8 protein-coding genes are annotated in these 12585 nt (G+C 30.6%); 5 read left to right on the top strand and 3 right to left on the bottom strand.

Translation table 11 applies throughout. The annotated features are described in order from the left end of the window. Window positions 1-331 precede the first annotated feature (331 nt). A complete protein-coding gene (locus ACFWTK_RS00890) occupies window positions 332-2356 on the bottom strand; it encodes a methyl-accepting chemotaxis protein (protein WP_415874274.1) in 2025 nt (674 codons plus the stop codon). A 334-nt stretch (window positions 2357-2690) separates the two neighbouring features. Here ACFWTK_RS00890 and ACFWTK_RS00885 point away from each other — a divergent pair, with 334 nt between their 5' ends. After that, complete coding sequence (locus ACFWTK_RS00885) at window positions 2691-3254, top strand: superoxide dismutase family protein (protein ID WP_415874273.1); 564 nt, start codon at window positions 2691-2693, stop codon at window positions 3252-3254. Window positions 3255-3479: 225 nt separating this feature from the next. On the opposite strand, the gene ACFWTK_RS00880 is transcribed toward ACFWTK_RS00885, so the two are convergent. Then, a complete protein-coding gene (locus tag ACFWTK_RS00880; protein ID WP_415874272.1) occupies window positions 3480-4241 on the bottom strand; it encodes an exodeoxyribonuclease III in 762 nt (253 codons plus the stop codon). A gap of 87 nt (window positions 4242-4328) precedes the next feature. Beyond that, window positions 4329-5087 (bottom strand): glycosyltransferase, encoded by a 759-nt coding sequence (locus tag ACFWTK_RS00875; RefSeq protein ID WP_415874271.1) that lies wholly within the window; start codon window positions 5085-5087, stop codon window positions 4329-4331. Window positions 5088-5188: 101 nt separating this feature from the next. Between ACFWTK_RS00875 and ACFWTK_RS00870 the strand changes: the two genes are divergently transcribed. The 4 genes from ACFWTK_RS00870 to ACFWTK_RS00855 all read left to right on the top strand — a co-directional run bounded on the left by ACFWTK_RS00870 (window position 5189) and on the right by ACFWTK_RS00855 (window position 12559). Continuing rightward, window positions 5189-6415 carry a transposase gene (locus ACFWTK_RS00870; protein ID WP_415874270.1) on the top strand — a complete coding sequence of 409 codons (1227 nt, stop codon included), beginning with the start codon at window positions 5189-5191 and terminating at the stop codon, window positions 6413-6415. A 334-nt stretch (window positions 6416-6749) separates the two neighbouring features. Then, window positions 6750-8672, top strand: a complete 1923-nt coding sequence (ftsH, locus tag ACFWTK_RS00865; RefSeq protein WP_415874269.1) for an ATP-dependent zinc metalloprotease FtsH — start codon at window positions 6750-6752, stop codon at window positions 8670-8672. Window positions 8673-8765: 93 nt separating this feature from the next. Next, window positions 8766-10883: a HelD family protein gene (locus ACFWTK_RS00860; RefSeq protein ID WP_415874268.1), complete on the top strand. Its 2118-nt coding sequence runs from the start codon at window positions 8766-8768 to the stop codon at window positions 10881-10883. Window positions 10884-11182: 299 nt separating this feature from the next. Continuing rightward, complete coding sequence (locus ACFWTK_RS00855) at window positions 11183-12559, top strand: MATE family efflux transporter (RefSeq protein ID WP_415874267.1); 1377 nt, start codon at window positions 11183-11185, stop codon at window positions 12557-12559. The last annotated feature ends 26 nt before the right edge of the window (window positions 12560-12585 follow it).

The following is a 12585-nucleotide window of genomic DNA, read 5'->3' as shown; positions in this document are numbered from 1 at the left end:
ATTTACATCTCCTCGACCTTTTTTTACATCTAAATATACATTATAACAAAAAAACATCATCTTAAACAATGTCTATCTCTTAGCACTTATAAGCTCTATATATAGTATTAGCGTAAAATAGCCACTTTACAATATAAAGATGTCATGAGAAAAATATATGTATAAAAATTCTGTATTCACAATAAAATAAATAGATTTCTAAACTTAAGTCGATTTTTCAATTCGACTTAAGTTTAGAAATCTTTATGTTATACTACATTCTTATATATCATAATTTTAAGAAAGTACTGTCATTAGCATTTTATAATTATAAAAATATCTTTATACTATATTAAGATAGCTTAAACTTACTTGTTTCTTCATTAAGTTCCTTTACTACCTCATTTAATTTTTCTGCAAACCTAGCAACTTCATCTGTAGCTACAGTCATTTCTTCTGAAGATGCTGAAATTTCCTCTGAAGAAGATGTGGTGTCTTCAGCAATAGTAGTTACAGATTCTATCTTACCCATAACTATGTCTTTAGATTTTATTGTATTTTCCAATGATATATAAGTATCATCTACTAAAGGTTTTATGTTAGATACAGCTTCTAACATATTATTAAAAGATGTTATTGTATTTTCTACTGTATTAACCTGTTCCTCTATAAGACTGTTTACACTATCAGATGTAGTTATTACATCAGAAGTCTCATCACTAATGGTCTTAATCAATCTTTGTATTTCTTGTGTAGACTCTTTTGATTGTTCAGCAAGAATTCTTATTTCTTCTGCAACTACTCCAAATCCTCTTCCTGCTTCTCCAGCTCTTGATGCTTCTATAGCTGCATTTAATGCTAAAAGATTGGTCTGCTCTGATATACTATTTATAACATCAGCTATACTTCCAATTTGTGATACACTTAAATTTAAGCTGTTAGTTTTTTCATTTACAATTTTAAACGAATCTTTTATATTATCAATAGATTTTAAAAGAATATCTATTTGCTCTTTTCCTACAATAGCCTTTTCTTTTGTTTTATCTGAACTCTTTTTAACATTTAAAATTTTATTATTTATATTTTCAAGTTCCTTAGCTAAATTGGACATATTATCCACTGCTTCTGTTAAATCATTTGATTGTTGTGATGAACCTTGTGCTACATCTTGAATTGCACTTGCAACTTCATTAGATATTCCATTCATTTGTTCTGCATCACCAGCTAATTGTGCTGCCATATCACTTACTTTAGTTGCTTCATCTTTTATTACTCCAATTATTTGTCTTAAGCTATTTGTCATATGATTAAAACTTGATGCTAATAATCCTATTTCATCATTGTTTTTAATGTTTATTTCATTATTAAATTCACCATTCGCTATATTTTCAGAAACTACCACTAGCTGCTTAAGAGGATTTATTATATTTGCAGCTACTCTTACCATGATAAATGAAGCTACTACAAATGCTATTATACCTATACACACAATCATCCATACCATATTTGTAATAGTCTTTGAAACATTATCAATATCAAGTCCTATATCTATTACTCCTATGTTAGTATTATCTTTATAAATCGGGACTATTACGTTATGTACCTTTTTACCGTTTTCTAATAATAATTCCTGTGAATGAACTTTTTTATTTAATATACACTGCCTTATATTGTCATTATCAATAGTCTTTCCTATTGATTCCTTATTAGTGCTAGCTGTTATACTCAAATTTTTATCTAAAAAATTTGCATAAACTACACTTTTATCTTCTGTTAATTCTTGAAGTAAGGCTTGAATATCTAAGCTCTCACTTAGCTCTTGAATCTTATTTGAGAGTATTCCTATTTGCACCATTCCACCATCTTTTTTTCTTACATATCCATACTTATAATAATCATTAGTCTCTCTACTCTTTCTTATATTCTCCATAAATATGGACTTTTCACCCTTTAAGACTGAATATGAAATATGATTACTATCAAAAACTGCGCCTAGACTTGTAGGTAAATTAGAGTAAATTACTTTCCCCTGTGGATCTGTTACATTTATTTCATCTACCTCAAATTGTTTTGCTAATGCTGCTAAGTAATTATTATCCCATTTGCTACCATTAACCAAAAAGTTTCCTAAAGTCTTTATTCGAGTCTCTATAACTTCATTTAACGCGCTTACTGCGCTACTGCTCTTCTCAACTTGCTGAGTTATCTGATTAGCAAGATTAATTCCACTTTCATGTACTTGATTTGTTAATCTCACTTTAATTAAATTTATTGCAGCTACAGATATAAATGCCACTATTGCAAGTATCGTAATTAGTGGAACCACAAATATTTTAAATTTAATAGATCCTTGTTTTGATTGTAATTTGCGCTTCATTATGATCTCTCCTTTTGTAATATTATCTAATTATTATCGCAAACTCTTGATGGTTTAATATAGGTACGTTATCATAATATCACTTTTTTTAGTAAAATTGCAAATTTACTACACATAATTATTAAATTTGTCAGCAATAACATGACCTTATATCCTAAATTTTCCGATAATACATATAAATAGTGCATTTTCATACTTTATATTATTATGTAAACCTCCTTAATTTACTCAACTTTCTGCTTAAATCTTTATCTTAATCTTTGAAAGTTAATGTTACCTTATATATAAATAAAACATAAAATATTATAGTTATAAATTTAATGGAGGTACAACAATGTTTTATGATTATGGAATGCCATCTTATTACTCTTATGGTCATCCTAATCCTTACTATAATAATGTATACTTCAGAAACTCACAAGATAGCTCTATTCAAGAAAACTGGGCAGTTGCAATTATAAAAGGAGGACCTCTTGCACCTAATATTAACGGTACAGTTTACTTCAGGGAAGTTTCTAATGGAACAGAAGTTTACGCTTATGTAACTGGTCTTCCAGAATATAAACCAGGAAAAGGAGATAAGCCACCTGTAGGGCCTCACGGATTTCACATTCACGAGAATGGTTCTTGCGAAGTAGGTAATTCAAAAGATCCTTTTAAAGCGGCTGGCGGTCATTGGAATCCTACAAATCAGCCTCATGGAAACCATGCCGGAGATTTCCCAGTTTTATTTTCTAATAATGGAGTGGCTAGAATGAGCTTTTTTACTAATAAGTTTAAAGTAAATGATATAATAGGAAAATCCATTATCATACATGAAAATCCAGATGATTATAGAAGTCAGCCTTCAGGAAATGCTGGAAAAAGACTTGCATGCGGAGTAATAAGAGCAGTGTAGAACCAACAAGAGCAGTGAGAAGGTGGAAAAGTTTAGGCGCTGCGCTGAGTTTAGAAGAATAATTTAAAGCGAAGAAAGTAGAACAAAAAGTCAAAAAACGTGTTAAAAGGTTCTAGGAATGAAATAATTCAAGCTTAGTTATTTCATTCCCTAGAACCTTAGGCATTAAAGCTCTTTATTTAGAAGTTACATCCTAGTGATTAGTAACTATAGATTATCCACTAGTTATTTTAGAATTAATACTACAGGACAATGATCCGAGCCTGTAACTTCATTCAGAATTTCAGCATCTATGATGTCATCTTTCATATTGTCAGATACAAAGTGGTAATCAATCCTCCATCCTGCATTGTTTTTCCTTGCATTAAATCGATAACTCCACCAAGAATACTTAACTTCATCTGGGTGAAAGTACCTAAATGTGTCTATATATCCTCTCTTTATAATATTATCTATCCATTCTCTTTCAATAGGTAAGAAACCTGATGTCTTGCTGTTAGCTTTAGGGTTTTTTAAGTCTATTTCTTTATGGGCAGTATTATAATCTCCACATATTATAAGCTTTTTGCCCTTATCTTTTAGATTATCGCAGTATTTGAACAGAGCATCATAAAACTCTAATTTATAACTAAGTCTTTCTTCACTGCTTTGTCCATTAGGAAAGTATATATTAAATAACATAAAATTATCATATTCACATATTAATATTCTGCCTTCACTGTCGAACTTTTCTATGCCAATGCCATAAGAAACGGAAATAGGTTCTTCTTTTGTATATATTGCAACTCCACTATATCCTTTTCTCTCAGCACATGAAAAATAAGATTTGTAGCCTTCTATATTATTTAACTTATCATTTATCTGTTCCTTTTGAATTTTAGTCTCTTGTATGCATAAAATATCTGGCTGTTCTTCTTTAATCCAATCTATAAATCCCTTTTTTTCTATGGCTCTAAGTCCATTAACATTCCAAGAATAAATCCGCACATGTCTCTCCCCTTTATTTCAGCTTTTGTTAATTATATTGTATCCTTTTATAATATTTATTCAACCCTATATAAGATAGGTTATACACTAATGATTAGAAATTATCTTTTCATAACATTCGTAGAGCTTATTTATATAGTTTTCCCAAGAATAATTTTCTTTTACAAAATTTTTTAATTCTTTGCTTTTAGGTTTTCTAATTCCTTCTTCTACAGCCTTATATATGCTTTCTTCATCATATGGGTCACAGTACAAGGCCATATCTTTAAAATATTCTTTTGCGCTTCCTTCCATAGTTGACATGATATTACATCCACTAGCTGCTGCTTCCAGCGAAGAAAATCCTGGGGTTTCTACATAACTTGGAAGCGCATGAAGTTTGGCAAATCTATAAGCATTATAAATATTATAGCTGTCTATAAATCCTAGATACAAAACATTTTTATACTTTATACATTCTTTATAATATTCTTTATCTTTTATCCTTCCAATAAGAACTAGTTGTATTCCTAAATTGCTGCATACCTTTGCCAATGTAAGTTGATTCTTTTTAGGATGTATCTTTCCTACACATAAAACATAGGAATTTAAATTATATCTCTCCCTAATGCCATATAGAGGAACGTTTTCATCTTCTACCTCTACCCCATTATAAATGACCTCACACATCTTATTTATATTAAAGTCCTTCTTTATACTTTCACTTTCTATATGGCTATTTGTTATAATAATACTGCTTCCTTTAAGAATTTCCCTTCTATATACGTTGCTTCTTTCCCACAGTTTTAATTTTTCAATATTGTTTTTGTATTTTAAATACTTGTAAATTTCATATTTTATAATCATTGATTTTACTAACTTTTTTATTATTCAAAAAGGAAATTCACCCCAAAATGTCGAATATTTAAGTACCACCAAAAATACACAACAAAGAGGAGTGAATACTTATGTATATTCGACAAGAATGCCTATTTTCCTTTGAAGAAATAATAAAATTACAACCTAAAACTAGGCTTGAATTAATTCTAGCCCAACTAGATTTTTCAAATGTATTAAATGGTTTAGCCCAGCTACACGCTACGCGTGGCCCGAAAGGGCATAATGAGCTAGCACTATTGTATGCTTTAGTTGCTATGCAAGTTGAAAAAATTAAATATTTTAATAAGTTAGTCGATAGACTTAAGACTGATCCTATATTTAGGTATAATTGTGGTTTTAACATTTTAGAGAAAACACCTTCAGCATCAACCTTTAGTAGATTTTTAACTAAGCTATCCAAAATACCTTCATTGGAATATGACTTCGAGTGTTTAGTTAAAAAGGCCATTAGTATAGGAATTGTTGATGGTTCAAATGTAGCAATCGATTCTACTAAAATTGATTCTTTTGAAAAAGCTAGACCTAAATCCAAACTTAAGAATGATGCTGTTTCTCCAAACTGGGGAGCTAAGAACGATACTGATGGTAATAAAATACGTTGGTTCGGATTTAAGCTTCACATACTGGCAGATTGCAAGAGTGAACTACCCTTAAGCATATTGCTATCTCCCGCTAGTTATAGTGATGGAGATTTAGCTATTCCGCTGATAAAAAAGTTCATCACCAAGTACTCTGGAGTTTTGAGTCCTAAGCATTTTATTATGGATAAAGGTTATGATTTTCAAAAGATTTATGATTATGTTACTCACGATGTTAAAGCACAACCAATTATAGCTTACAATCCTAGGGCACAGTATGCTCCACCAGAAGGATTTAATGAGAAGTTTGAACCCATATGCTCAATGGGATATCCATTAACTTACTGGGGAAAAGATGGTGACTACCTTAAATTTAGATGTCCCCAAGCAACCGGTAAGGTTAATTGTCCATTTGGAACAAAGCATTGTAGCAATTCAAACTATGGATTTTGCCTAAAGGTAAACTATAAAGAGAATAATAGGTATTACTCTTATCCTCTTAGGAGCAGTGAAGATTGGCAAAAACTCTATAATCAACGCACCTCTATCGAGAGGTGTAACTCAAGATTGAAAGAGTACCTAAATGTTAATAATCTGCGTTCAGCAGGTATTAGAAAAGCAAAAGTTGTAGCTCTACTAAACTGTATGGCTTTAGTAGCAGGCACTATTGCTGTTAATCAGAAGTCTAACGACTTAAATTTAAAGCAAGCAGGATAAATTTATTAGTTTTAAAAGTTATCCACAGGTGCAATAGCACCTTAGCTTTGCTATTATCTTTTTCTGAACAAAATAGTTAATTATTAACAAAAAGTAATGATTTTTAAATATAATTGAGGAAGTTTAATTGTGCAATTTCCTCATATTTAATCTATGCCAAGTTAATTCATTAAATGTTAAGACTTTTAATAAATATAAAACCCTTGTGGAGTACAATGATTAAAGGTATAATAGTCATTATGAATTAGTAGTAAATGCAGTAAATGAAACAATTGATCAACTTATGATAATAATATAGTTAGTTGAAACATCCGATTTGATAGGAGGTCATGCAATGTTCCAAAACAAGAAATTTAAGTACCTTGTATATTATATTACTGGAGTTATGATATTATTGCTTATATTAAACTCAGTGCTTAGAAGTGCTAGAACTGAGCATATAAAATATAGTGAATTTGAAAAAATGGTTGAGCAAAAGACTATAGAAGAAGTTCAAATAAGTGATAATCAAATAATAATTGTTCCAAAGGATAAAAAAGGAGTTAATCAAAAAATAAAATATACTAGTAATATCGAAAAAACTAATATAAGACCTTTAATAGATAAATTAAAAGCCGCTGGCGTAAAATATGATGGACCTGTAAGCAATAATGATCCATTAAAGAATTTCTTTATTAACTGGATATTACCTATATTTATGTTTATGCTTATTGGAAGAATAATATTTGGTTCTGTGGAAAAAAGAATGGGCAGCGGAGTAATGTCCTTCGGAAAGAATAATGCTAAGATTTATGGAGAAAATGAAACAGGAGTAACATTTAATGATGTTGCAGGACAAGATGAAGCTAAGGAGTCATTAGTTGAAATTGTAGATTTTCTTCACAATCCAGATAAATATGTAGAGATAGGAGCAAAGCTTCCAAAGGGAGCACTTTTAGTAGGACCTCCAGGAACAGGTAAAACTTTGCTTGCAAAAGCAGTAGCAGGGGAAGCAAAGGTAGCATTTTTCTCTTTGTCTGGTTCGAGCTTTGTAGAGATGTTTGTAGGTATGGGAGCAGCTAGGGTTAGAGATTTATTTAAGCAGGCAGAGGAAAAAGCTCCATGTATAGTTTTTATAGATGAAATTGATGCTATAGGAAAGAGTAGAGATGGTGCTATAAGCGGTGGAGGAAATGATGAGAGAGAGCAAACCTTAAATCAGCTTTTAGCAGAAATGGATGGCTTTGACTCATCAAAAGGAGTTGTAATCCTTGCTGCAACAAATAGACCAGAGGTTTTAGACAAGGCTCTTTTAAGACCAGGTAGATTTGATAGAAGAGTAATTGTAGATACTCCAGATTTAAAGGGTAGAGAAGCCATATTAAAGGTTCACTCTAAAGAAGTGAAAATGTCTGATGATGTAAACTTGCATGCTATTGCAAAGTCCACACCAGGTGCAGTAGGAGCTGACCTTGCTAACATAGTAAATGAAGCTGCTCTTATTGCTGTTAAAAATGGCAGAAAGGCAGTAATTCAACATGATTTAGAGGAAGCAGTAGAAGTAATTATTGCTGGTAAAGAAAAGAAGGACAGAATAATGTCTGATAAAGAAAAGAGAATAGTAGCTTTCCATGAAGTAGGTCATGCTTTGGTTGCAGCTTTGCTAAAACATACAGATCCTGTACACAAGATAACTATAATTCCTAGAACTATGGGAGCATTAGGGTATACTATGCAGCTTCCAGAAGAAGAAAAATATTTGGTAAGCAAAGAAGAAATGATAGATCAAATAACTGTAATGCTTGGAGGAAGAGCCGCAGAGGAAGTAGAGTTTAATTCTATTTCTACAGGTGCTTCAAATGATATTGAAAAAGCAACCCAAACTGCTAGAAACATGGTTACAATATATGGAATGACAGATAGATTTGATATGATGGCCTTAGAATCAGTTTCAAGTAGATATCTTGATGGAAGACCTATTAGAAACTGCAGTGATAACACAGCAGCCCTTGCTGATGAAGAAACATTAAAGATTATAAAAGAGGCTCATGATAAGGCTATAAAAATATTAGAGGAAAATAAGGAATTATTAACAGCTATATCGGAAAGACTTATTGATAAAGAAACCCTTATGGGAGAAGAGTTTATGGATATGATTAACAATTTCGGTAAAGAAGAAACTGTTGAAGAACAGAATGAAGAAACTATTAAAGAAGAAATTGATGAAGAAGCTAAAGAAATTGTTGCTTTAGATGATGCTGAAGATAAGATAGAATAATTATTAAATATTAGCGGCTATAAGATAGTACAGTGTAAATTGCATTGTACTATTTTATAATATATCTAAAACTTATATAAAGGAATGATTTAAGTGGAAAATAAAGAATTAGAAATTGAAGTGAAAAAAGAAATTGAATTTGAAATGGAAAGACAAAGGGTAGAGGAAACTGTTGATTTAATAAAAAGAGAGATTAGAAATTACATAGATAAGAGAACAAGTTTAAGTGAATACTTAGTAGAAGCTAGAAAGAAAGCCTTGGAAGAATATAGAGATGATGAAGATAAGCTAATAGATTATTTTGACCATGAAAGGTTTGTAACAGAGGAAGCTTTTAAGACTATAGATAGAAAATTTAAGGAGTTGACGGTACTCCAATCATCTCCGTATTTTGGAAAAGTTGATTTTAAGGAGAAAGAATTTGATGAAGAAGATAAAATTTACATAGGTAGATTTGGACTTACTCCAGAGAATTCTTATGAACCAGTGGTGGTAGACTGGAGAGCACCAGTAGCAGCTTTGTTTTATGCTGGGAAACTAGGAGATGCATATTATGAAGCACCTGTTGGAAGAGTTCCAGTGGACATTAAAGAAAAGAGGCAATTTATAATAAAAAAAGAAAAGCTTGTTGGAATGTTCGATTCAGAGTTAGAGGTAAAGGATGAAATCCTTCAAATAGTTTTAAGCAAGAACGCTGGAGAGAAGCTAAAAGATATAGTAATGACAATACAGGCAGAGCAGGACAATATAATAAGGCAGCCTAAAGATAAGACAGTTGTAGTAGATGGAACTGCAGGAAGTGGTAAAACAACTATAGCTCTTCATAGAGTAGCTTATCTTTTATATAATTATAGAAAGGCTCTTCAAGATAAAGTTCTTATATTAGGACCTAATGATATATTTATGGAGTATATTTCAACAGTACTACCTAGCCTTGGAGAAATAGGAGTAAAACAACAGACCTTCACAGAGTTTGCTTTGGACATATTGGATTTGGATAATGTAATGAGCATTAGAGAGTATATGGAAAGAATAATAAATAAGGATGAAGAATTTATAAAAGATATGCTCTTTAAAATATCAGATGAGTTTATAAATGAACTGGATAAGTTTATAAGTCTTTTAAATAATCAATATTTTAAAATTCAAGATTTATACTTTGATGAGAAAATTATAGTACCAAAGGAAGCAATAGAGGAGCTTTTTGCATATTATAAGGATATGCCTTTATTTAGGAGAAGTGCTAAGATAAAAAGAATACTATTTTCTAAGATTAAAGATGTAAGAGATGAAAAGATAAGAGAAATAGAAAAGTGGTATAGGAATGCCATATCCGAATTAAATGCAGAACAGAGAAATTTGGAGGAAAGCAATATTATTTTTAAGAGAAAAATAAAGATACGTGAAGTTATACAGAAGGTAATGAAGGCTAAGCAATCATTAGAATGGCTTAACAATGAAAGCTGTATAGAACTTTATAATGGATTGAATAGAAATAAAGATTTAACTGCAGATGATTTAGCTCCAATTTTATATTTAAAAATAAAATTAGAAGGATTAAAGCTACATGATGAGATAAAGCATGTTGTAATAGATGAAGCTCAAGACTACAGCCTTCTTCAATTTAAGGTAATTAAAGAACTTACAAATTGCAAAGGATATACTATAGTTGGAGATAGAAATCAAAGGCTTATACCTTTCTTAGGGGAAGTTCCTATGATGAGACTTAAAGAGATCTTAGATAATGTAGAATATTTCCCATTGAATAAAAGTTATAGATCTACTAAAGAAATAATGGAATATGCAAATAAGTATTTAAAAGAGGACAAAATCCTACCTATAGTTAGAAGTGGAAAAGAGGTTGTAGAAAAGGATTTTTCTAGCTTAGATGCATTATGTGATGAGATAGATAAAACTATCCACAATCTAAGACAAGAAGGATTAGAAAGTATAGCTATAATATGCAGAAATATTGATATGACAAAAACAATAGCTTCAATTATTAATAAGAATACTAAAATAAAGATTATAGATAGGGAAGATATAGTATACAATAAAGGAGAAGTAATAATACCTTCATATTTTGCAAAAGGATTGGAGTTTGATGCTGTAATAGCAATAGGAGAAAAAAATAATAACATAACAGAAGATAAAGCAATGTATGTTATGTCAACGAGAGCACTCCATCAGCTTTATGTCTACAGAATATAATATAAGAAAAATGCTTGGCATTTTTCTTATATTCAAATCACCTATGGAATTTTCATTTATAAAAGCTTCACTTTTCCAAAAAAGTTCTAATATTTCTAGTATCTCACCAATGTACGTAAATTAAGCAAAGGAGCTAAACTTTGCAACTTGATGTTTAGAGCTTTAATCTTGAAATAAAAGTAAAAATAGTGTATAATTATACAGTTGCGGATGTGGCTGAATTAAATGAAATTTATATTTTAATATAGATTTGTTGATAAATATTAGTTTGAAATAATATTATAAAGGGGGAAATGTGTATGGACAAAACTAATGAATTGGGACAAGAAAAGATTTTAAAACTTTTGATAAAGTTTTTCATTCCTGCTATAGTTGGAACAATGGTTGGTGCATTATATAACATAGTAGATAGAATATATATAGGAAGAGGAGTTGGTTCCTTAGCACTAGCAGCATTAAGTGTTACTTTCCCAATTATGATTATAGCGCAAGGATTTGGTATGCTTATAGGAATGGGGACAGCAGTGCTTGTTTCTATAAATTTGGGGAAAAAAGATAAGCATAAAGCAGATAAGGTTCTTGGAAATGCTTTTATAATGTTAATACTCATATCTATATTTGTAAGTATATTATGCTTTATAATAAAAGGACCACTTCTTAGATCTTTTGGAGCCAGTGGAAATACAATAAAGTTTGCTAATGATTATCTAGAAATAATTTTATTTGGAACAGTATTTCAAAATACAGGTTTTGGGTTAAATAATACAATTCGTTCAGAGGGAAATCCTAAAATTGCTATGTGTACAATGCTTATTGGAGCAGGGCTTAATATAATATTAGACCCAGTTTTTATTTTTGTATTCCATATGGGAGTTAAAGGAGCTGCTTTAGCTACAATTATATCTCAGTTTGTAAGTGCAATATGGGTTATTTCTCATTTTACAGGAAAAAATAGTGTGGTAAAATTGAAAAAGGAAAATTTTAAAATAGAAAAAGAGATTGTTATAGGAATTGTTTCAATTGGTATGTCACCTTTTGCTATACAAATAGCTTCTAGTGCTATAAATATATTGTTAAATAAACAATTAATAAACTATGGTGGAGATTTAGCCATTGGAGCCATGGGAATAATAAATAGTGTTAGTATGGTTATTATAATGTCTATGATATCTGTAAACCAAGCAGCTCAGCCTATAATTGGATATAACTATGGAGCTAAGCAATATGACAGAATAAAGGAGACACTTAAATTAGCTATAATTGGTGGTGTTTTGATTGGAATTTTAGGATTTATATCTGTAGAAGTGTTCCCAGCAGCTATAATTGGAATATTTAATAGTAATGATAAGGAACTTCTAAAGATAGGTGTTAGTGGCATAAGAAGATTTTTATGCATGCTTCCATTAATAGGCTTTCAAATAGTTGGAGCTAACTATTTCCAAGCTATAGGAAGAGCTAAAGTATCTATGCTTTTATCTTTATCTAGACAGGTGCTAATATTAATACCTATGTTATTAATTTTGCCAACAATTTTTGGAATAAATGGGGTGTGGATATCTGGACCGGTTGCAGATACGATTTCTTCTATTATTACTGCAATATTCTTATATAGAGGAATTAAAAGTTTAGGAAAAGAAGAAAATCAACCAGTTAAAGAGGCAGAGGTAGTTATGTAAAAAGGAGTTCCCTATGGTGGAACTCC

The sequence above is a fragment of the Clostridium sp. genome (assembly GCF_047777555.1).
In the GTDB taxonomy this organism is placed as follows: Bacteria; Bacillota; Clostridia; order Clostridiales; family Clostridiaceae; genus Clostridium_H.
This window is presented reverse-complemented; position numbering and strand designations above follow the sequence as displayed.

What these genes read in the sequence shown, in the direction of transcription:
- ACFWTK_RS00885 (WP_415874273.1), top strand. Translation starts at nt 2,691, where the DNA reads ATGTTTTATGATTATGGAATGCCATCTTATTACTCTTATGGTCATCCT.
- ACFWTK_RS00855 (WP_415874267.1), top strand. Translation starts at nt 11,183, where the DNA reads ATGGACAAAACTAATGAATTGGGACAAGAAAAGATTTTAAAACTTTTG.
- ACFWTK_RS00875 (WP_415874271.1), bottom strand. Translation starts at nt 5,087, where the DNA reads ATGATTATAAAATATGAAATTTACAAGTATTTAAAATACAAAAACAAT.
- ACFWTK_RS00890 (WP_415874274.1), bottom strand. Translation starts at nt 2,356, where the DNA reads ATGAAGCGCAAATTACAATCAAAACAAGGATCTATTAAATTTAAAATA.
- ACFWTK_RS00870 (WP_415874270.1), top strand. Translation starts at nt 5,189, where the DNA reads ATGTATATTCGACAAGAATGCCTATTTTCCTTTGAAGAAATAATAAAA.
- ftsH (WP_415874269.1), top strand. Translation starts at nt 6,750, where the DNA reads ATGTTCCAAAACAAGAAATTTAAGTACCTTGTATATTATATTACTGGA.